This window comes from Streptomyces sp. Isolate_45 (assembly GCF_024721315.2).
GTDB lineage: Bacteria > Actinomycetota > Actinomycetes > Streptomycetales > Streptomycetaceae > Streptomyces.
On the sequence record NZ_JANFAK020000012.1, the window covers coordinates 63,222 to 83,828 of the forward strand.

Sequence of the window (20,607 nt, forward strand, 5' to 3'; positions counted from 1 at the left end):
GGCCGGGGCCGGGCCTCGCCTCACCGGTCCCGGTCGGCGACCCGGTACGGGACGAAGGTGCTGGAGTTCTCGTCGACGGCGAGCGGCCGCCCGAGGGGCGGGACGGCGCGCTGCGGGCAGTCGAGCCGCTCGCAGAGGCGGCAGCCCATGCCGATGGGGGTGGCCGCCGCCGTGTTGTCCAGGTCGATCCCGTCGGAGTAGACCAGCCGGGACGCGTGCCGGATCTCGCAGCCGAGACCGATGGCGAAGGTCTTGCCCGGCTCTCCCCAGCCGCCGCGGTGGCGGGTGACGGCGCGGGCCGTCCACAGGTGGCGCTGCCCGTCGGGCATGGCGGCCACCTGCACGTGGATCCGGCCGGGCGCGGCGAAGGCCTCGTACACGTTCCACAGCGGGCAGGTGCCTCCCGCGCGGGAGAAGTGGAAGCCGGTGGCCGACTGCCGCTTGGACATGTTCCCGGCGCGGTCGACGCGGACGAAGGAGAAGGGGACCCCGCGCAGCCTGGGGCGTTGCAGGGTGCTGAGGCGGTGGCAGACGGTCTCGTAGCCGAGTCCGAAGTGGTCGGTGAGTCGCTCGATGTCGTAACGGAACTCCTCGGCGGCCGTGTGGAAGGCCCGGTACGGGAGGATCAGCGCGGCGGCGAAGTAGTTCGCGATGCCGATCCGGGCCAGCGCGTGCGGGGTCGACCCCGCGGGGAAGTCCTCCGCCGCCAGCCGGTCCAGTTCGCCGCCGTACTCCAGGAGCGCCAGCTGCGTGGCCATCCGGAAGGCCTGCTGGCCCGGCCGCAGCCGGGCGGACAGGTGGAGGACCCGGCCCGAGTCGTCGTAGTGGTGCAGCCGCTCCGAGTCGGCGCTCACCCGGACCCCGTGGCGCTCCATGAGTCGCGCCGAGAGGGCGCGGACGACCTCACCGGGCCGGATCCGGATGGTGCGGGCCAGCTCCTCGGCCGCGAGGTCGGTTTCGTGGAGGTAGTTCTGGCGCCGGTAGAAGAACTCCCGGATCTCCTCGTGCGGCGAGCGGGGCAGCCCCATGGCCGGGTCACCGTCGCGCCCGTCGGCGGACCCCGCCAGTCGCTCGGCCAGGAGTTGGCCGCGGCGGCCCAGGTCGAGCAGTACCTGTGCGACCGCCGGCATCCGGGAGGCCAGTTCGGCCAGGTCCGAGGGGGAGACCCTCGCCTCGGCCACTTCCCCGGCGAGCGCCTCCCTCAGGTCCGCGACCAGCCGACCGGTGTCCCGTTCGGAGAAGAAGCCCGGGTCGACGCCGAAGGCCTCGGTCAGCCGCAGTAGCACCGGCACGGTCAGCGGGCGGGAGTCGTGCTCCATCTGGTTGAGGTAGCTGGGCGAGATGGCGAGTACCCGGGCCAGCTCGGCCTGGGACATCCGCCGCTCCTCCCGCAGTCTCCGCAACCGCGTACCCGCGTACGTCTTGCTCACCGCGCCTCCTTCGTTCCGTGGACCACCCTATGCGGGGCGACGGCCACGTGGACCCTTCGCAAACTTGGCAAACGGCCCCGAAAAGATTCACAGAAATTGGCAGGCGTCCACGATTGATGGCACTGGGTGTCACTGCGAGAGTCGTCCTGCGGCCCGCCGGACCAGGCGGATCCGGACGGGAGTTCCGGGCCCGAATCACGCCCTGATGTCGGACACCCCGGCAGCTCCCGGCTGTGGATCGACAACATTGCTCACTCGTTCCAGGTCAGGAACGGCGGGCCGCGATCCAATTCGGCACGTGGTGCCAAAGCTTCGCACCTATGGCGTGCGAGGACGGTTGAAGCGACTCATGGAGACGGTGACGGTCATGGCACAGGCGAACACGACGGCGGCGGCCGAGCAACTGGGGCAGCGGTGGGCCGACGACCCGCGATGGGCGGGCATCGAGCGCACCTTCACGGCCGAGGACGTGGTGCGGCTCTCCGGCAGCGTCCGCGAGGAGCACACCCTGGCCCGGCGTGGCGCCGAGCGGCTGTGGCGACAGCTCCACGAGCAGGACTACGTCCACGCACTCGGCGCGCTCACCGGCGGCCAGGCCGTCCAGCAGGTGCGGGCCGGTCTCCAGGCGATCTACCTCTCCGGCTGGCAGGTCGCCGCCGACGCCAACCAGGCCGGGCACACCTACCCGGACCAGAGCCTGTACCCGGTCAACTCGGTCCCCCAGGTGGTCCGACGCATCAACAACGCGCTGCTCCGCGCCGACCAGATCGCCACCGCCGAGGGCGGATCGGACACGATCGACTGGCTGGCCCCGATCGTCGCCGACGCCGAGGCCGGCTTCGGCGGCCCGCTGAACGCCTTCGAGCTCACCAAGGCGATGATCGCGGCGGGCGCGGCCGGCATCCACTACGAGGACCAGCTCGCCTCCGAGAAGAAGTGCGGCCACCTCGGCGGCAAGGTCCTCGTCCCGACCTCCCAGCACATCCGCACCCTGAACGCGGCCCGCCTCGCCGCCGACATCGCCGACACCCCGACGGTGATCATCGCCCGCACCGACGCCCTCGCCGCGAACCTGCTGACCAGCGACGTCGACGAGCGCGACGCGCGGTTCGTGACGGGCGACCGCACCGCGGAGGGCTTCTACCGGGTCGAGAACGGCATGGCCCCGGTCATCGCCCGCGGTCTCGCGTACGCCCCGTACGCGGATCTGATCTGGGTGGAGACCGGCACCCCGGACCTGACCCAGGCCCGCGAGTTCGCCGAGGCGATCCACGCCCGGTACCCGGACCAGATGCTCGCCTACAACTGCTCGCCCTCCTTCAACTGGAAGGCGGCCCTGGACGACGACCAGATCGCCAAGTTCCAGCGCGAACTCGGCGCGATGGGCTACCGCTTCCAGTTCATCACCCTGGCCGGCTTCCACTCCCTCAACCACGGCATGTTCGACCTCGCCCGCGGCTACGCCGAGCACGGCATGACCGCCTACGTCGACCTCCAGGAGCGGGAGTTCGCCGCCCAGGCGCAGGGCTTCACGGCGGTCAGGCACCAGCGCGAGGTCGGCACCGGCTACTTCGACCTGGTCTCCACCGCCGTCAACCCGGCCTCCTCCACCACGGCGCTCGCCGGCTCCACCGAGGAAGAGCAGTTCCACTAGGGGCTGTCGTCACCGCATGGCGGGGCCCACCCGCCGGCGGTCGTCCGAAGGCGCCCGAGGCTCCCCCCTCGGGCGCCGGCCACCCACGCCGAGGAGCAGAACCGCATGTCATCCACGTCCCTGACCGCCGGTGTCCGAGTCCTCGGCACACCGGGTGAACGCCACGAGGTGATCCTCACACCGGCGGCGCTCGACTTCATCGCCCGGCTCGACGCCGCGTTCGCGGGCCGCCGTGCGGAGATCCTCAAGGAACGGCGCCGCCGGTCCGCCCACCTGGCCTCGGGCACGCCCCTGGACTTCTCGCGCGCCACCTCCGCGGTCCGCGCCGACGCCGACTGGCGGGTCGCCCCGCCCGCGCCCGGCCTCACCGATCGGCGCGTCGAGATCACCGGCCCGCCCGAGCGGCGGATGGCCGTCAACGCCCTCAACTCCGGGGCCGAGGTGTGGATGGCCGACTTCGAGGACGCCACCGCCCCCACGTGGAGCAACGTCATAGGCGGCCAGCTCACCCTGCTCGACGTCGTCGAACGGCGCATCGACTTCACCACCCCGGAGGGCAAGGAGTACCGCCTCGGTACGGACCTCGCCACGATCATGGTCCGGCCCCGCGGCTGGCACCTCCTCGAAGAGCACCTGGAGATCGACGGCCGGCCCGTGGCCGCCTCGCTGGTCGACTTCGGCCTGTACTTCTTCCACTGCGCGCGGCGACAGATCGACGCCGGGTACGGCCCGTACTTCTACCTCCCCAAGCTGGAGAACCGGTACGAGGCCCGGCTGTGGAACGACGTCTTCGTACTCGCCCAGGAACTCCTCGGCATCCCCCGGGGCACCGTCCGGGCCACCGTCCTGATCGAGACGATCACGGCCGCCTTCGAGATGGAGGAGATCCTCCACGAGCTGCGCGAGCACAGCGCGGGACTGAACGCCGGCCGCTGGGACTACCTCTTCAGCCTCATCAAGACCTTCGGCCACCGCACCGACTTCCAGCTGCCCGACCGGGCCGCCGTCACCATGACCGCACCCTTCATGCGGGCCTATACCGAACTCCTCGTCCGCACCTGCCACAAGCGCGGCGCCCACGCCATCGGCGGGATGGCCGCCCACGTCCCCAGCAAGGACCCGGCGGCGAACGAGGCGGCGCTCGCCAAGGTCCGGCTCGACAAGGAGCGCGAGGCCGAGGACGGCTTCGACGGCTCCTGGGTGGCCCACCCCGGGTTGGTCCCGGTCTGCCGCGAGGTCTTCGACGGCGTGCTGGGCCGGCGCCCCAACCAGGTGGAGCGGACCCGGGAGGACGTCGAGGTCACCGCCGCCGAGCTGCTGTCCGTCCGCCGGATCGCCGCGCCGCCGACCCCGGAGGGGATCCGCTCGAACGTCGCCGTGGCCCTGCGCTACTTCGACGCCTGGCTGCGCGGCAGCGGGGCCGTGGCCCTGTACGGGCTGATGGAGGACGCCGCGACCGCCGAGATCGCCCGCGTCCAGATCTGGCAGTGGCTCCGCCACGAGCGGGTGGACCGGGCGACGCTCCTCGACCTCCTCGACTCCGAATGCGCCGCCCTGGAGGCGGAGGACCCCGAGGCACTCGTGCTCGACGCCCGCGAGGTGTTCGTGGACGGTGCGCTGTCCGGGCGGCTCCCCGCCTTCTTCACACCCGAGGCCTACACCCGGCACCTCGTCCGCCGCGCCGCCGCGCCGGTGACCGCGTGAACGCCCCCGCCCGGTCGTCGAGCCGGATCCGGCGGGTCGGGATCGTCGGCGGCGGACAGATGGGTGCGGGCATCGCCGAGGTGTGCGCCCGGGCCGGCCTCGACACCGTCGTCGCCGAGGCCGACGCCACCGCCGCCCGCGCCGCTCGTGAGCGGATGGCCGTCTCCCTGGAACGCGCCGTCCAGCGGGGCAAGCTCGACCGGATCTCCGCCGAGGACGCCCTGGCCCGGCTCCTGTTCACCAGCGGCCTCGATGACCTCGCCGACCGCCAGTTGGTCATCGAGGCCGTCACGGAGAGCGCCGACGCCAAGATCGAGGTCTTCACCGCCCTCGACAAGATCGTGGAGGACCCGCAGGCGATCCTCGCCACCAACACCTCCGCCATCCCCGTCATGCGGCTCGGCATGGCGACCGGTCGCGCCGACCACGTGCTCGGCCTGCACTTCTTCAACCCGGTACCGGTGATGCCGTTGGTCGAGATCGTCTCCTCCCTCCACACCGCGGCGCACGTGTCCGACACCGTCGAGGCCTTCGTCGGCGACAGCCTCGGCAAGACCGCGATCCGCTCCCGGGACCGGGCCGGCTTCGTCGTCAACGCCCTGCTGATCCCCTACCTGCTCTCCGCCGTCCGCATGGCCGAGTCGGGGTTCGCGAGCGCCTCCGACATCGACACCGGCATGGTCCTGGGCTGCGCCCATCCGATGGGCCCCCTCAAGCTGGCCGACCTCATCGGCCTCGACACCGTCGCCGCCATCGCCGGATCCCTGTACGACGAGTTCAAGGAACCCCTCTACGCCCCGCCCCCGCTCCTCCGGCGGATGGTGCAGGCGGGGCTGCTCGGCCGCAAGACCGGCCGCGGGTTCCACACGTACGGCCGGGACTGAGGGGTCCCGGCACGCCGCCCGGGCTCTGAGGGTGCCCCGGCAGCTGAGGAAGGGGCGGGGCGTGACGAGTGGTGTCGTCGCGCCCCGCCCCGCCGCGTTCGCGGGATCCGCTTACGGCGCGCGCCCGCGACACCGTACGATGCGTTCTGCTCCGGCCGGTTCGGCGGAGCCGGAGGCCCTTCTCCCTGGACCCGAACAGTTCCATCGCCTACCTCCCCGGGCTCCCCTTCACCGAGCAGTTCCAGCGCTACCTGGCCTTCGACCTGGCCACCTCCCTCGGCTGGGACACCGGCCGCGCCGTCACCAACTTCGTCTGCGTCTGCCTGGCCGGCCCCGCCGTCCTCACGGTCTTCCGCCGCGCCGCCCGCAAGGCCCGGTTCCAGGCCCCGATCCGCTTCACGCCCCGGCCGGTCCCGCCCGACCGGAGCTGATCGCCACCCGCGTCCCGTACGCCTTGCGCGTCATCCGGTCCAGACGTCCATAAGTCGGTTCGCCGCTCGGAAGTGATCGGGGGAATCGACGTTGCAGACGACGGTGACGGCGGTGCCGCGGTCCGGGCTCACCTTGAAGGTGCTGTGGAATCCCTCCCAATCGCCGCGGTGCACGAGGCTGTTGTCCGGGAGGAGGAGGATCCCGGCCCCGTAGCGCCCCGCCTCTATGCCACGCGGGCGCAGGACATCGCCCACGTCCACCGCTCCCCCCGTGACCCCGGCGAGCAGTTCGGTGCCACCGACACGACCGGTTCGGTAGTTGTCGGCCCAGCGGACGAGTTCCCCGGGGGTGGTTTGGACGGACCCGTCCCCGTACTGCTGCCAGGGGGAGGAGTCGGGAGTGTAGGAGCCGTTCTTCTCGTCGTACGACCTGGCCTTGCCGGGGACGTCCACGGCCGGGGCCAAGGTCATGCGCAGACCCAGCGGGGTGAAGAACTCCTGCTGGACGAAGGTCGGGAACGGCTTTCCGGTGACCCTCTCGACGACCTGCGCCAGGAGGACGTAGTTGGAGTTGGAGTAGGCGAACCGTTTTCCCGGTGGATCCTCCGGCCGTGAGGCGAGGATGGCCGCGATCGCTTCCTTCTGGCCGGCCGGGTCGGACACCGCGACGCCCTCGGCCTCCAGCAGGTCCTGGTAGTCGGCGATGCCGCTGGTGTGGCGCATCAGGTCGCCCAGGGTGACGTCCCGCGTCCAGGCCGGCGGATCGTCGAGGAACTTGGACAGGGGCTCGGTCAAGGCGAGTTGGTGTCGCCCGGCCAACAAGAGGACCGCGTCCGCGGTGAATTGCTTGGAGTTGGACGCCATGTCGAAGACCGTCTTCGAGGTGATGGCACGCCCGGTCGTCAGATCGGCTCGCCCCCTGCCCGCCTCCCAGACGACCCTCCCCCGCTCGCCGACGGCCGCCGCGCAGCCCGGACCGTCGGGGGAGGGCACCAGTTCCTGGAGGACGGCCGCGCTTCGTTTCTCGCGGTCATCGCCGGTCGCGTGTGCCTGCGGCCCCGCGACGCCGGCCACTGCGACCATGACGGCGCTTCCGGCGGCGCACAGCGACGCCATCCGATTCACGGCCATGCGATCAACGCTACCGGGTGGTGCGGGGGGCCGCACGAGGGGCCGGGGCGGGCGTCCGCCGTGCTCCGTGATCGGCCCGGTGGCCCATCCGGTCGCGGCCGCTCCGGGTGCACGCGCGGCGGCCGCCCGGTAGCGTCGAAGGAGGGCCGTTCCGCCCAGAACACCGCTGTCCGCCACGGCACGGCCGCTGTGTCGTGCCGTTCCGGGCAGAGGAACGAGACCACATGCCAAAACACAGCATCCACGCGGCGACGACGGCCGCGGTCGCCCTGGTCTGCCTGACGGCGTTCGGCCCCGCGGGCGGCAGTGCGCCTCCGGCACCCGCCCGGCCCGCCGGTGAGCCCGCTCCGGTGGCTCCGGTGGCCCCCGCCCGGTTCGTACCCGGTCCCTGTCCGAAGCCGCCCGAGCCCATCGAAGCGCTGAGCAACGCACGGTGCGGGGTCCTGGAGGTCCCCGAGAACCGCGCCCGCCCCGGCGGCCGCACCATCGAACTGGCCGTCGCCCGCATCCCGGCCACCTCCGCGAAGCCGGCGGCCGACCCCGTGGTGTTCATGGCGGGCGGGCCCGGCGCCGACACGATCGACGACATCCCGTTCCTGGTCGCGTCCGGTCTGAACAAGGACCGCGAACTGATCGTCATGGCCCAGCGCGGCAACCTCTACAACCGGCCGAACCTCGCCTGCCCCGAGATCGACCGCTTCAACTCCCGGGCCGTCGGCCTGGGCTACGACGCGCCGCAGGCCAAAGCGCTGTTCCTGAAAGCGGTCAAGGACTGTCGGGACCGCCTGACGGCCGACGGCACCGACCTGGGCGCGTACAACACCACCGAGAACGCCGCCGACTTCGCCGACCTGCGGAAGGCGTTGAAGATCCCGCGGTGGAACGTCTACGGCTACTCCTACGGCAGCAACCTGGCCCTGACGTACCTGCGCCTGCACCCCGAGGGAATCCGTGCCTTCGCGATCGACTCGGTCACCCCTCCCCGGGTCGTGACCCTGCCGTGGACGTGGGGCAGCACCGCCGAGGGAATCGACAACATCCTCGCGGCGTGCGCGGCGCAGCCCGCCTGCAAGAGCCGGTACCCGGAACTGCGGCGACTGTTGACGGAGCAGGTGCGCAAGCTGGAGGCCCACCCCCTGACCCTGGACGTCACGCCGTCGGAGGGCGGCAAGCCGGTCAGGACCGTCCTCGACGGCGGCGCGCTGCTGAACCTGATCGTCGCCTCCACGCCCCGGCCCAAGGACATCCCCGCGGCGCTCGACGAACTCGGCCGCGGCAACCCGGAGCGCTTCGCGCAGGCCCGCGCGGCCGGCTCGGTCCAGAAGGTCGGCGAGTTCGCGCACGGCCTGACGAACTCGATCGTGTGCGGCGAGTGGGCGCCCGGGTACTCGGAATCCGACGTGCTGGAGGCCGGGCGGAAGACCTTCCCCGGGTGGCCCGACACGGTGCTGGCCCAAGTGCCGCAGCTGCCCTTCCAGTACGAGGCGTGCCGGATCTGGAACGTTCCGGACCGTGCTTCCGGCCAGCGGGTGCCCACGGTCGGTTCGGTGCCGGCGCTCGTCGTCTCCGGCACGTTCGACGTGAAGACCGGGGCGAGTTGGGCCAAGGGCGTGGCCCGCGACCTGTCCCGCTCGACCTCCGTGCAGGTCCCCGGAATCGGCCACTGGGTGGTCCCCCAGTCGCCGTGCGCGCAGCGCGTGCTGGCGTCGTTCTTCGCTCACCCGACCGATCCCGACACCTCGTGCGTGGACGGTCTCGAACCCCCACCGTTCACCATCGTCCCGAGATGACCGGGAGACCCGATGACACGCCACCACGCGCCCCGTCACCGCCGCACCGTACGACGCCTGCGCGTCACGTCGGCCGCCATGGCGACGGGTCTCCTCGTCACCGGGCTCCTCGCGGCGCCCGCCCGGGGGCAATCCCCCACCGGCGACACCCCCTCCCCGCAGCCGCCGATCGGCACGGTCGCGCGGACGGTGGGTGACGCCCGCTTCGAGCCGGGCCCCTGCCCGAGGACGCCGGAACCGGTCGAGGCACTGGAAGGGGCCCGCTGCGGAACCCTCACCGTGCCCGAGAACCGCGCCGAGGCCGGCGGTCGAACGATCGAACTCGGTGTCGCGATCGTGCCCGCCGCGACCGACACACCGAAGCCCGACCCCATCGTGTGGCTCGCGGGCGGACCCGGCGACGACGCGGTGGGAGAGGCGAAGATGGCGATCGACGGCGGCCTGAACCGCGACCGCGACGTGATCTTCATGTCCCAGCGCGGTACCTACTCTGCCGACCCGACGCTCCTCTGCCCCAACATCGACGAGTTCAACGCGCGCTCGGTCGGCCTCGTGTACGACGCTCCGTCCACCGAACGCCTCCACGTCGCGGCGACGAAGGCCTGCCGCGACCAACTGGCGGGCCGCGGGATCGACCTCGGCGCCTACAACGACATCGAGAGCGCCGCCGACTACGACGATCTGCGCACCGCGCTGGGCGTAAAGCAGTGGAACCTGTACGGGATCTCCTACGGCACGCACCTGGCGCTGACCTACATGCGCCTGCATCCCGAGGGCCTGCGCTCGGTGGGCATCGACGGCATCCTGCCGCCGTCCAGGGCCGGGTCGGTCGCGACCTGGAGCAGCGCCCGGCAGGGCTTCGACGGCCTGTTCAAGGCCTGCGCGGAGCAGCCCGCCTGCAACAAGCGCTATCCGAACCTGTCGGCCACCTTCGACCGGCTCGTCCGCGAACTCGAAGCCGAGCCGGTCACCACCACCGTCACGCTGCCCGGCAGCGACAAGCCGGTGAAGGTCGTGCTGGACGGCGGGGCCCTGGTGAACTGGATGACGTCCGCCACCCACGTGGCGCCCCAGGTGCCCGCCGCCCTCGATGAGCTGGCCAACGGCAAGCCGCAACGGATCGCCAAGCAGTGGGCCGGCGGCAAGCTCAGCCCCCAGGCCATGGGAAGGGTCGCGCACGGGCTCGTCTACGGTGTCTTCTGCGGCGAGTGGACTCCGTACGAGAGCCAGGCGCAGGCGCTGCGCGGCGGACAGCAGGCGTTCCCGTCGTTCCCCCGCTCGGTGCAGGCCCAGGCGCCGCAGCTCACCTTCCTCCGGCCGGACTGCGACGTCTGGAACGTGCCCGCGGCGCCGCCGTCGATCCGGGACGTCACGCGGGGCGACATCCCGACCCTCGCCCTGTCGGGCGGGTTCGACTCCCAGACCGGGGCGGACAACGGACCTTACGTGGCCCGTACGCTGCCCGAGGCCAAGGTCGTCACGGTCCCGTACGAGCCGCACGTGGTGTTCGCCACCTCGAAGTGCGCCCAGGAGATCGCCGTCTCGTTCTTCGACGACCCGGCCGCGCCGGACACCGAATGCCTGAAGGACCTCAAGCCGCCCGAGTTCGAGATCGGGCGCTGATCGGTGAGTACCGGCCGCCGTCATCCGGTGCGGGCGAAGTCGCCACCGACCCTGAAGGTTTCCCGGGCCGCCTCGGCGGTGGCCTCGTACCGGTCGGCCGCCGCATCGCGGCCGCTGGTCGTGTGGTCGTACCGGCCGGCGAACACATGGGTTCCGGCGGGCACCGTGCGGCCCGCCTTGAGTTCCCAGCGGTAGAGCAGCGTGCCGTTCCGTTCGTGCACGGAGAAGGTGAAGTCCGCCTCGGGCAGGGTCTGCCACGGGCCGCTGCTCTTGACGCCGCCCGTTTGCGCCACCCGCAGTTCGACGCTGAGCGCGGTGAGCGGTTGTCGGGTCTTGAGGGTGACGTTGCTCTGCGACCAGTGGGTCCTGCTGCCCGGGTCGACGGAGCCGTCGGCCCACAGCGGGCCGTCCTCCGTCCGTGGTCCGCCGGAGGGCCGGGACGGCGTCGGTGCGCCGGTCGTGGGGGGTGAGCCGGTACGGCTCGGGCCGGGCTCCGGTGTGGGGGCGGGTGGGGTGGCCGTGGGTACGGGTGGGTCGCCCGGCTCGCCCGAGGCGCCGCGGTCCGGCTGCGGGGTTGCCTGCCCGAGCGTCCCGGGGCCGGGGTCGGGCGGTAGCGGTGCCGCGCCCGAGTGGTGGCGGGGCACCGTGTCCTGCACGGCCTCGGCCACGACGTAGCCGGCGACCAGCAGGGCACCGGCCGCGGCCATCGTCGCGAGCGTGACCCGGGACCAGGGCGCCGCCACCGTCCGGCGACGCCGATACGGGCGCGCGAGGTCGGCGCCGGCCGTGCCGCGTTCCACCCGGGCCAGTATCCGGGCGCGGTCGGGCTGGTGCGACTCGGCCGCCTTCCGCAGGTGTTCGCCCAAGTCGGTCATCGCTGAACCCTTTCCAGGAGTGCGCCCGCGTCTCGTGCCGCCAGCAGTCGTTGCAGCTCCGTCATGCCCTTGGACGTCTGGCTCTTGACGGTACCGACCGATATGCCGAGGGCCAGGGCGGTGTCCTTCTCGGACAGGTCGAAGGCGTGCCGCAGGACGACGCACGCCCGCTTGCGGAAGGGCAGCCGGGCCAGGGCCTGGCGCACGTCCACCACCACCGCCACGTCCGGGTCGTGCACGCGCTCGGCGCGCACGGACCAGAACAGTGCGACGCGACGGCGCTCGCGGACGGCGCCGCGGATGCGGGCGCGTGCCAGGTTGGCGACGACACCGCGGGCGTAGGCGACCGGGTGGTCGGCCGACCGCAGCCGGTCCCACCGGTGCCAGAGCGCGACCAGCGCGTCGGCGGCGAGATCGTCGGCGGCGTCCGCCTCACCGGTCAGGAGGTGGGCGAACCGGGCGAGTTCGGCGTAGTGCCGCTCGAAGAAGGCGTGGAACTCCTCGGACGCGTCGTCCACGAGCATGTGCGGGGTTGCCTCTCGCTGTGCTGCTGTGTCCGTGGCGCGTGTGCGACCCGGCACGTCGTCCCGCGATCCTCGCGTCTGCACGCCGCGGTGCGGGGGGACTGTGCCGGGGCTCACTTCATCGCCGCGCCGATGTCTTCGGTCCCGGTGGTGAGGAAGGTGGTCTCCGGGAGGGATCCGTCGGCCTTGCGCGGGCCGTAGGCCGTCGTCGCGTCCGTGTCGCGCAGGAAGGAGCGCCCGTCCGGGAAGGGGCCGCCCTCGCCCTTGGCGTCCCAGCTGTTCGCGGCGGTGACGGCGCGGTGCCCCAGCTTGGCCGTGCCCCCGGCATTCTGCGCCGCGAGGTTCCGGGACAGGCGTGAGGGTGACGAGGCGAAGAAGAATCCGTCCGCGTGGTTGGCGTACGCCGTGTTGCGGTGCAGGATCAGGGCCCCCGGGTTGCTGTTCTCGGTGAACCCGTGGAGCCGGTTGTTCCAGGCGGCGTTGCCGGTGACGACGTGCGCGGCGCTCGCGCCGCCCCCGCCCAGCTTGAAGCCGTTCCCGTTGCCCTCGAAGGCGGGGTCGTTCCAGCGGTTCTCCCCGTTGCCGTACGCCCAACTGTTCTCGATCCGTACGGGGCTGGCCCACTGCCACAGGTCGAGGCCGTCGTCGGCGTTGTTCCAAAGGCGGGCGCCGACGACCTTGTTGTTCGTGCCCGACCCGAACTTGATGGCCAGACCGTCCGCGTTCTGACCGTGGGTCCTGGCGTCGTGGTTGTCGTAGGAGTCCAGGTTCTGGATGAGGTTGTCGTTGGTGCCGTCACCACGCAGGGTGAATCCGGAGTCGCCGTTGCCGTGGGTCCGTAGGTTCCTGAAGATCCCGCCGACGGAGGAGGTCAGCACCACCCCGTGCGAGGGCGAGTTCCGGAACGTCAGGTTCGACAGCGTCCAGTGGTCGCCGCCTATCGCGGTCAGCCACTCTCCCGCGGGGAGCTTGGAACCGTCGACCGTCACCTTCTCCGTGCCGTGGGCGGTGACGGTGATCCGCCGCGTCGGAGTCCCGTCGGCCTGGCTCTTGAGCGTGCGCGCGGGGAGGTACGTGCCTCCGCGCAGCTGGATCGTGGTCCCGGGCCCCGCCTCGGCGAAGGCCTGCTCCAGGGCTGCGGTCGTGGAGACGACCACCGGCCGGGCGCTCCCGGCTGCGGCGGCCTCCCCACCACCGGGCGCGGCGGCCAGGTACACCCCGCCGGCCACGGCCGTCAGGGCGAGGACTGCCGCGACGGGCAGCGTACGGGTCCTGCGGTGGCGTCCTGCACTGGTAGTCATCGTGAGGGATCCTCTGCGCGTGTCGGGAAGGTCGGCGCCCGTGAAGGGGGTCGCCTGCCCGTGCAGTTGCCGCCGAGGACCGAAAGGTTGCCGTTCCGGCGGAGATCCTTTCGCTCGCTCGCCCTTTCGTCCGCTGATCCTTTCCATCGGGTGTCGGCGCGGCCGGATCCGGCGCGCTCCGCGTCAGCGCCCCGTCGCGGAGTGCGGGCATTTCGGCAGCGCCGGCCGTTCCTTGGTGCGTACGGCGGGCAGCCAGGCCGAGGGGGGCAGGGAGCCGGGCGGGAGGTTCACCCGGTACCAGCGGGTGGACTGCTGGTCCTCCTCATCGATGATGGGCCGGCCGCCGGGCAACTGGCAGTCGGCGGCGAGGACGTCGCCGTGCCAGACCCTGGTCGGTACGACGTTGTCCGCGGTGTAGGGCCGCAGGGGGTCGATCGCCAGGCCCAGACTGCATTGCGGTGCCCGATCGATCCGCTCCCGACAGCTCCGCTCCGCGTTGAAGATCCGGACCGTGCCGGCTGCCGCGCCCGCGAGGCCGGGCGGTGCGGACGTGGCGGCTCGTACCGCGTCCGAGCACAGGGTCGCGCCGGCCATGCCGCACAGCGCGGTGGCGAGGACCGCGGCGCGGGCCCGGCCCCGCAATCGGCCCGCCGCGGCTCCCGGTGCTTCCCGCTGGGCGGCGATGCGGGCGAGCAGGCTCTCGGCGGTGTGCGGGGCGCGGGCCTCGTGGGTCGGGGCGAGGCAGTCGGCGGCCAGCGCCCGCCAGAACGGGGGCACCGCGTGGTCCATGCGCAGCGGGGCCCGACCCTCGCCGTACTCCTGGACCGCGGCGCCCCGCGCCATGGGCGTGGCGCCGGAGAACGGCGAGCCACCCGCCGCGAACACCTCGTGGATGACGATGCCCAGGGCCCAGATGTCGGCGCTCGGCCGGACCCGCACCCCCAGTTCGCCGAGGGGAGCCCGCCAGCGCTCGGGCGGGAGGTAGTCCAGGGTGCCCATGGGCGGCGCGTAGCCGTGGGTCCCCGTCAGTTCGGTCGCCAGACCGAAGTCCGAGAGCTTCACGGAGCGGTCGGCGTCCAGGAGGACGTTCTCCGGTTTGAGGTCCGCGTGGACCCAGCCCGACCGGTGGAGGTGGGCGAGGCCCTCGCAGATTCCCGCGATCAGCCGCCCGCGATCGGCCTCGGGCACCCCCGCGTCGATGAGTTCCCGCAGACTGCCGGCGGCCCGTTCCATGACCAGGACGATGGCGCCGTCCAGGGCGGGCCGGTCGGGTGCGGCGACGACGAACGACTCCAGGAGGCCGATCAGCCTCGGATGCCCGGCCCTGCGCCCGAGCTCGACCTCGCGGCGGGCGGATTCCACGATCCTGCGCGCCTGCCGCGGCGCGAGCCCGGCGGTCGGCATGATCTTGAGCGCGACTTCGGTGGGGCCCGGAGGCCGGCCCGCGGCGGCGCCGGAGGGCCGGCCCGGGTGCGCGTCGGCCGGACGCGCCGCGTGGACCGTGGACCAGCCTCCGGCCCCGATCAGCCGGGTGACCACCCAGTCGCCCACCTGATGGCCGGGGGCGATCAGGTGGATCCGGTCGCACTCCGTGGTGCCCTCCAGGCCGTGTTGCAGCGTCATCGCGCGGCCCGCCGCTCGCGGCCGCCCGCCCCGGTCAGGGGCGGCAGCAGCCCGAGGTTCTCCTCCCGTACGAGTCCGAACCGCAGCGCGAGCCCGACGATCTCCTCCCGCTTGCCGTTGCGGCGGTCGCCCTTGCCCGGTTCCTGGGCGTCGGGGAGGCTGATGCGCAGCTTCTCCTCGGAGAGGTAGTCGATGTGCGAGCTGACCGCGCGCGCGGTCAGTGTGCCGCAGGTGGCGTGACCCCTGAGCCGCTCCACGATCTGGGGGGTGGTCGGGACCGCCACGCGGGACTGGTCGCGCAGGCGCGGCTCGCAGAGCGCGACGAGGACGAGGAAGTACGTGGCCGTCTCGTCCAGGGAGTACGCGGTGACCGTGCGGTTCCCCCAGGGGACGCCCATGGCGTCCGGGTCCAGGTAGACGTGGTCGGGGGCGAACACCTGGAAGGACACGGTGACGTCACCGCGGGTGGGCAGCACCACGCGGGAGAACTCGAACGGGATGGGCGCGCCGACCCTGCGCGGCGGAACCCTCAGGTACTCCCCCGCTCCCTCCGGGTTCTCCACGAGGTAGCTGTGGGTGGTGCTGTGGTTCGTCAGCTGCCAGTGGTCGTCGGTCACGCGGATCTCCCCGGCCAGCCGGGAGATCGCGGGGTCGGCGAGGCGCAGCTCGACGGGGACCGCCGAGGAACCCCGTCCGAAGCGGGCGACCTCGCCGGGGCCGAGCCGTAACGTCACCGCGTCACCGTGTGGTTCGCCACCGTCGGCGCCACCGTTTCCCCGCGGCAGATGAACGACCACGCCGCTCACCGCTCCCCCCGTTCCACCCGTCGCGATTGCCGGACGAGCGGAACGATACTCATCGATCAGGGGAGTTCACCGGCGTACTTTGGCCACTTCGCCGGACGGCCCGCGGGGACGGCCTGCCCCGGTTCGCCGCGTCCCGGTGACGGGGGCGGTGATTCGGGGCCGGTGCCGGTCCGCGCCCGGCCGTTCGGCCGGAACCCTGACGCCGGGACGCGGGAGCCGTCCTCCCGTGCCGGACGCCGGGCGCCCCCTCCCGGAGGCTCAAGGTGGGGAAGGTCACTGCGGGTGGAGCCGCGGAACCGGGGTCGGGGCAGATTTGCGGCGCGAACGGAGCACTTGTCGCCCCTTCACTTGGCGAGATCCGCACCTTTCCTCAGGGAGCGGGGCTGCCCGACACGAGGGGTGCGACCGCACGATCGCCGAAAGCCGCCCACGCATGCCACTCGCCGCTCGGCCGGTCCTGGACGCGGGTCCGCAGCGCGCCCGTGGTGGTGACGGCGAACACGTGCGTCCGCCCGGTGGCGTCGAGGGCGGCGGTGGGCGTGGCGGCGAGCCTGAGGCCGGGCTCGCCGAACTCCCCGCCGGGATGCCGGTCCCCACCCGGTGCGACCTGCGGGCGGTGGCCGAGCCGTGCGCCGCCGGGCGTCGGGGAGAACGCCTCCAGCCGGCCGTCGGCGCCGGCGGCGCCGGAAGGTGTTCCCGTTCAGGGCGAACAGCTCCAGGACGCCGTCGGCGTCGGGCCCGATGGCGAGTTCGGCGCCGCCGGGTCCGCCGAGGGGCTCCCAGGCCGACCAGTTGCCGTTGGCCTCCTGCTGCCAGGCGTGGTGGATGCCGTCGGCTCCGGCGGCGAACACCTCCAGGCGCCCGTCCGCCGACCGCGCCGACACGACCCGGCCCGACTCCGCCGGATGGACCAGCGGCCGGGGCCGCGGACCGGCGCCCGGGGTGCAGGGCAGCACCACGCCGCGCTCGGCCAGGTGGACCTCCGGAAGGTGGCAACACCACCTTCCGGCGGGACCCCGGAAGGGTACGGACCGACAGGCGGGCGCACGTCGGCTAGGTCTCCCGGGGTGCGGCGGCATCATCGGGATTTCATCGGTCCTCCCTACCGTGGCCGTGTTCGGACCAAGGCCCGTACCCAGGGAAGGACGGCTCGATGGCACGGAGGAGATTCAGGGCGAGGCTGCCGGTGGCGGTCGCGGCCGCGGTCGCGGTGCTGAGCACGATGGCGGCCACCGGTTCGCCGGCGACGGGGCCGGGGCCGTCCGCCGGCGAACGGGGCCCGGACAAGCCGACGATCCGGTACACCGAGTACGGGATCCCGCACATCATCGCCTCGAACTGGGAGGGGCTGGGTACGGGCTACGGATACGCGGCGGCCAAGGACAACATCTGCACCCTGGCCGACACCTATCTGATGGTCAACGCCCAGAGGTCCCGTCATTTGGGGCCCGACGGCAGGGCGAGCCCCGGCCAGAACCAGAACGGTACGAGCAACCTCAACAGCGATCTGTACTTCCAGCGGATCAAGGACAACCGGGTGGTGGAGCGGCTGCTCGACCAGCCGGCTCCCAACGGGCCGGAGCCGGAGGTCAAGGAGGCCATTCGCGGCTACGTCCAGGGCTACAACAGGTACCTGACCGAGACGGGCGTGAACGACATCTCCGACCCGGCCTGTCGCGGCGCGGCCTGGGTGCGACCGATCACGGAGCTCGACGTCTACCGGCACGCGCACGCCGAGATCATCATGGGCAGCGCCGACCCGCTGCTGGAAGGCCAGGTGAACGCCGCTCCGCCGGGAGCCGCGGCGGCCGGCACGCGGCAGACGCCCTCAGCCGCGCCGGCGCCCGAGGAGACCGCGGCGAGGATCCGCGACGCCATGGCGGTGAGCCGGGAACAGAGCATGGGCAGCAACGCGTTGGCGGTCGGCTCGCAGGGCGTGTCGGGCGGCACCAGCATGATGCTGGCCAACCCGCACTTTCCGTGGCAGGGCAAGAACCGGATGTGGCAGAGCCAGCTGACGATCCCGGGAAAGCTCAATGTCTCCGGGGCGAGCCTGCTCGGACTCCCCGCGGTGAACATCGGCCACAACAACGACGTCGCCTGGAGCCACACCGTCGCCACGGTGGCCCCGTTCGGGCTGTTCGACGTGCAGGTGGATCCGTTCAACCCGACCAACTACCTGGTCGACGGCGCCTGGGAACAGATGACCTCGCAGCAGGTCGGTGTCGACGTACGGAACGCGGACGGGTCCGTCGGCAGGGTCACCAGGACGCTGTGGTCCACGCGCTACGGCCCGATCACCACGTCGATGCAGGGCCAGCCCCTGCCCTGGGTCGTCAGTGCGCACGCGGTGCGCGACGTGAACATGGACAACCTGCGGGCGCTCAACACCTGGTTCCGTCTCGACCAGGCCAAGGACGTCAACGACGTGGTGAGCGCCCTGGAGACCACACAGGGGGTCCCCTTCTTCAACACCGTCGCCTCCGACCGAGGGGGCAAAGCCCTGTACGCGGACATCCAGGCGACCCCGAACATCACCGACGAGCACGCGCGGTCGTGCCTGACCCTGACCGGTCAGCTGCTGTTCAACCAGTCGCTGCGGCTGCCCAATGTGCCGCCGATCTCCATATTCGACGGCAAGCGCAGCGAGTGCGATTGGCCCGACGACCCGAACGCGGTCGCGCCCGGACTGCTGGACCCGCACAAGCAACCGCGGCTGATCCGGTCCGACTTCGTGGGCAACGCCAACGACAGCCCCTGGCTGGCCAATCCCGAGCAGCCGCTGTCCTTCCCCAGGGTGATGGGCGACGCCGCGGCGCCCCGATCGCTGCGCACCCAGGAGCTGATCCTGACCGCGCAGAACCGGATCAACGGCACCGATGGCCTGCCGGGCAGGGGCTTCACGCCGCAGACCATGGGGCAGTTGCTGTTCGCCGACAACAGCAGGGCCGCCGACCTGGCCCTCAACGCGACCGTCTCGATGTGCCGGAGCCAGCCCTTCGGGCTCATCCTGGTGGACGGCAACCTGGTGAACGTGAGCGAGGCGTGTCCGATCCTGGCGGCATGGACGGACCACGACTACACCGCGAACAGTCGGGGATCCCTGTTGTTCGCGAACTACTGGCACTTCCTGCTCAATGGACAGGGCGTCGAGAAGCTGCCGTGGCGGGTCCCCTTCGATCCCAAGGACCCGGTGCACACACCCAACTCGTTGGATTCCGGGCACTCCTCGGTCCGTGACGCGTTCGGCCGGGCCGTCCTCGCGATGCGCAGGGCGGGCATCGGTCTGAACGCCCCGTTGTCGGACGTCCAGAAGGTCACCCGCGGCGGCGAGCAGATCCCGATCCACGGCTCGATCAGCCAGCTGGGCGTGCTCAACGTGATCACTCCCGGTCAGGTGGACGGAAAGTCGGACGTCGTCTTCGGGTCGAGCTTCATCCAACAGGTGCTGTTCACCGCCGACGGCCCGCCGCAGGCGCTCTCCGTCATGGCCTACTCCCAGTCGGCCGACCCGACCTCCCCGCACCACGCCGATCAGACCAAGCTGTTCTCGGCCGGCCAGTGGGTGACCGGGCGGTTCACCGAGGACCAGATCGCGGCCTCGCCCGCCCTGCGGGTGCGGGTCCTGGACTGAGTCCGCTTCCCGACACGTTCCGCGCAGCGCGACGACCGAGCTCACGAGGGGAAACACAGTGAAGAAGACATCGCATTGGTGGCGCACGGCCGTGGCATGGATGGTCGCCGCCGCGGCCGTCGTCGCGCCGGCCGGTTCGGCGCAGGCCTCCGACGGCGCCGCGCCGCCGCCGATGGGCAACGGCTTCGGCCTGACCCAGGTCGCGCCGGCGGCGGGAAGCGCCACCAACTTCCACCTCACGGTGACCACGCCCGAGGTCGCGGGAGAGCAACACATCAAGATCATCCTGCCGAGCGGCTACTACGACGACCCGGGCAGGCGCTACCCGGTGATGTACTTCCTGCACGGTTCGCCCGACGATCCGATCCAGCAGAACTATCCGGCGCTGTCCATGTCGGACTCCATGATCACGGTGATCCCGGACGGCGGCGCCCGGGGCTGGTACGCCAACTGGCTCAACCAGAGGACCGCGGCCGGTGCCCAGAACTGGGAGAATTTCCACCTCAAGCAGGTGATCCCGTTCATCGACGCGAACCTGCGGACCATCGCCACCAAGAAGGCCAGGGCCATCGCCGGCATCTCCATGGGCGGGTTCGGGGCCTTCCACTACGCCCAGGCCCGTCCCGACCTGTTCAGCCAGACCGCGTCCCTGTCCGGGGACATCGACCTGTCGGCCCGGTCCATGGACCTGCGGCTGGCCGTCGTCGCCTCCCTCATCGACGCGACGGGCGCGCTCTGCGGCTCGGCCTCCGGAGCCTGCGACCCCAACGACTCCCCCTACAAGCCGGCCGTGGACAGTGACGCCGCCTTCGGCTCGCCCTACCCGGTGTTCAACGTCGACTGGCGGTGGAACGAGGTCGACCCGTCACAGCACATGGACAGGCTCGCCGGGATCGGGGTCTCCATCTACACGGGCAACGGAGGCGGCTCGCCCCTGCAACCGGAGTTCTGGATCCAGGGCGCGGCCCAGAACGTCAAGGCCCGGATGGACGCCCTGGGCATGCCGTACTACTACGTCAACTACGGGGACGGCTCTTCCTGGGGCACCCGCTGCGACGGCGGGCACAACTCCGGCTGTTGGGAACAGGACCTCCGGGACCTGATTCCCAGGCTGGAAAGGGCCTTCGCCTCCTGACGCGACAGCGGCGGGGCCGAGCGCCGGCCCGTCGTACGTCGTCGCACGTCGCACGTCGTTCG

14 protein-coding genes and 2 pseudogenes are annotated in these 20,607 nt (G+C 71.9%); 8 read left to right on the top strand and 8 right to left on the bottom strand.

All coding sequences use genetic code 11. The features are described 5' to 3' along the window. Positions 1–20: 20 nt before the first annotated feature. Positions 21–1,430, bottom strand: coding sequence for a short-chain fatty acyl-CoA regulator family protein (locus NOD94_RS06770; RefSeq protein ID WP_281204803.1), 1,410 nt, complete (start codon positions 1,428–1,430; stop codon positions 21–23). A 367-nt stretch (positions 1,431–1,797) separates the two neighbouring features. On the opposite strand from NOD94_RS06770, the gene aceA reads away from it, so the two are divergent. The 4 genes and pseudogenes from aceA to NOD94_RS06790 form a co-directional block, all read left to right on the top strand. Next, entirely contained in the window at positions 1,798–3,084 is a 1,287-nt protein-coding gene (gene aceA / locus NOD94_RS06775) for an isocitrate lyase (RefSeq protein ID WP_281204804.1), read from the top strand. 105 nt (positions 3,085–3,189) lie between these two features. Continuing rightward, entirely contained in the window at positions 3,190–4,788 is a 1,599-nt protein-coding gene (aceB, locus tag NOD94_RS06780; RefSeq protein ID WP_281204805.1) for a malate synthase A, read from the top strand. Further along, complete coding sequence (locus tag NOD94_RS06785; protein WP_281204806.1) at positions 4,785–5,672, top strand: 3-hydroxybutyryl-CoA dehydrogenase; 888 nt, start codon at positions 4,785–4,787, stop codon at positions 5,670–5,672. The genes aceB and NOD94_RS06785 overlap by 4 nt, the downstream gene beginning before the upstream one ends. A 176-nt stretch (positions 5,673–5,848) precedes the next feature. After that, positions 5,849–6,103: pseudogene (locus tag NOD94_RS06790) on the top strand (ECF transporter S component); the annotation flags it as partial. 30 nt (positions 6,104–6,133) lie between these two features. Here the strand turns inward: NOD94_RS06790 and NOD94_RS06795 are convergent. After that, entirely contained in the window at positions 6,134–7,234 is a 1,101-nt protein-coding gene (locus tag NOD94_RS06795; RefSeq protein ID WP_281204807.1) for a serine hydrolase domain-containing protein, read from the bottom strand. A gap of 224 nt (positions 7,235–7,458) precedes the next feature. Between NOD94_RS06795 and NOD94_RS06800 the strand changes: the two genes are divergently transcribed. After that, a complete protein-coding gene (locus NOD94_RS06800; RefSeq protein ID WP_281204808.1) occupies positions 7,459–9,024 on the top strand; it encodes an alpha/beta fold hydrolase in 1,566 nt (521 codons plus the stop codon). Between the two features lie 12 nt (positions 9,025–9,036). Further along, positions 9,037–10,647 (top strand): alpha/beta hydrolase, encoded by a 1,611-nt coding sequence (locus NOD94_RS06805; RefSeq protein ID WP_281204809.1) that lies wholly within the window; start codon positions 9,037–9,039, stop codon positions 10,645–10,647. Positions 10,648–10,667: 20 nt separating this feature from the next. On the opposite strand, the gene NOD94_RS06810 is transcribed toward NOD94_RS06805, so the two are convergent. The 6 genes and pseudogenes from NOD94_RS06810 to NOD94_RS06835 all read right to left on the bottom strand — a co-directional run. Continuing rightward, positions 10,668–11,522 (bottom strand): hypothetical protein, encoded by an 855-nt coding sequence (locus NOD94_RS06810; protein ID WP_281204810.1) that lies wholly within the window; start codon positions 11,520–11,522, stop codon positions 10,668–10,670. Beyond that, positions 11,519–12,046, bottom strand: coding sequence for a SigE family RNA polymerase sigma factor (locus NOD94_RS06815; protein WP_281204811.1), 528 nt, complete (start codon positions 12,044–12,046; stop codon positions 11,519–11,521). Before NOD94_RS06815 ends, NOD94_RS06810 begins: the two co-directional genes overlap by 4 nt. A gap of 113 nt (positions 12,047–12,159) precedes the next feature. Further along, positions 12,160–13,347, bottom strand: coding sequence for a right-handed parallel beta-helix repeat-containing protein (locus NOD94_RS06820; RefSeq protein ID WP_281204812.1), 1,188 nt, complete (start codon positions 13,345–13,347; stop codon positions 12,160–12,162). Between the two features lie 183 nt (positions 13,348–13,530). Next, the gene (locus NOD94_RS06825) at positions 13,531–14,970 is read right to left on the bottom strand and encodes a serine/threonine-protein kinase (RefSeq protein WP_281204813.1); all 1,440 of its coding nucleotides are present in this window, start codon (positions 14,968–14,970) and stop codon (positions 13,531–13,533) included. Further along, positions 14,967–15,776, bottom strand: coding sequence for a serine/threonine protein kinase (locus NOD94_RS06830; RefSeq protein WP_281204814.1), 810 nt, complete (start codon positions 15,774–15,776; stop codon positions 14,967–14,969). The genes NOD94_RS06825 and NOD94_RS06830 overlap by 4 nt, the downstream gene beginning before the upstream one ends. Positions 15,777–16,368: 592 nt before the next feature. After that, positions 16,369–16,762: pseudogene (locus NOD94_RS06835) on the bottom strand (M23 family peptidase); the annotation flags it as partial. 167 nt (positions 16,763–16,929) lie between these two features. Here NOD94_RS06835 and NOD94_RS06840 point away from each other — a divergent pair. Further along, positions 16,930–19,410, top strand: coding sequence for a penicillin acylase family protein (locus NOD94_RS06840; RefSeq protein WP_281204815.1), 2,481 nt, complete (start codon positions 16,930–16,932; stop codon positions 19,408–19,410). 100 nt (positions 19,411–19,510) lie between these two features. Next, positions 19,511–20,545 (top strand): alpha/beta hydrolase-fold protein, encoded by a 1,035-nt coding sequence (locus NOD94_RS06845; RefSeq protein WP_281204828.1) that lies wholly within the window; start codon positions 19,511–19,513, stop codon positions 20,543–20,545. Positions 20,546–20,607: the final 62 nt, after the last annotated feature.

Excerpts from the sequence above, each read along its gene's own strand:
- aceA (WP_281204804.1), top strand. The coding sequence starts at position 1,798 with ATGGCACAGGCGAACACGACGGCGGCGGCCGAGCAACTGGGGCAGCGG.
- NOD94_RS06820 (WP_281204812.1), bottom strand. The coding sequence starts at position 13,347 with ATGACTACCAGTGCAGGACGCCACCGCAGGACCCGTACGCTGCCCGTC.
- NOD94_RS06825 (WP_281204813.1), bottom strand. The coding sequence starts at position 14,970 with ATGACGCTGCAACACGGCCTGGAGGGCACCACGGAGTGCGACCGGATC.
- NOD94_RS06845 (WP_281204828.1), top strand. The coding sequence starts at position 19,511 with ATGGTCGCCGCCGCGGCCGTCGTCGCGCCGGCCGGTTCGGCGCAGGCC.
- NOD94_RS06795 (WP_281204807.1), bottom strand. The coding sequence starts at position 7,234 with ATGGCCGTGAATCGGATGGCGTCGCTGTGCGCCGCCGGAAGCGCCGTC.
- NOD94_RS06810 (WP_281204810.1), bottom strand. The coding sequence starts at position 11,522 with ATGACCGACTTGGGCGAACACCTGCGGAAGGCGGCCGAGTCGCACCAG.
- aceB (WP_281204805.1), top strand. The coding sequence starts at position 3,190 with ATGTCATCCACGTCCCTGACCGCCGGTGTCCGAGTCCTCGGCACACCG.
- NOD94_RS06840 (WP_281204815.1), top strand. The coding sequence starts at position 16,930 with ATGGCACGGAGGAGATTCAGGGCGAGGCTGCCGGTGGCGGTCGCGGCC.
- NOD94_RS06815 (WP_281204811.1), bottom strand. The coding sequence starts at position 12,046 with ATGCTCGTGGACGACGCGTCCGAGGAGTTCCACGCCTTCTTCGAGCGG.
- NOD94_RS06805 (WP_281204809.1), top strand. The coding sequence starts at position 9,037 with ATGACACGCCACCACGCGCCCCGTCACCGCCGCACCGTACGACGCCTG.
- NOD94_RS06800 (WP_281204808.1), top strand. The coding sequence starts at position 7,459 with ATGCCAAAACACAGCATCCACGCGGCGACGACGGCCGCGGTCGCCCTG.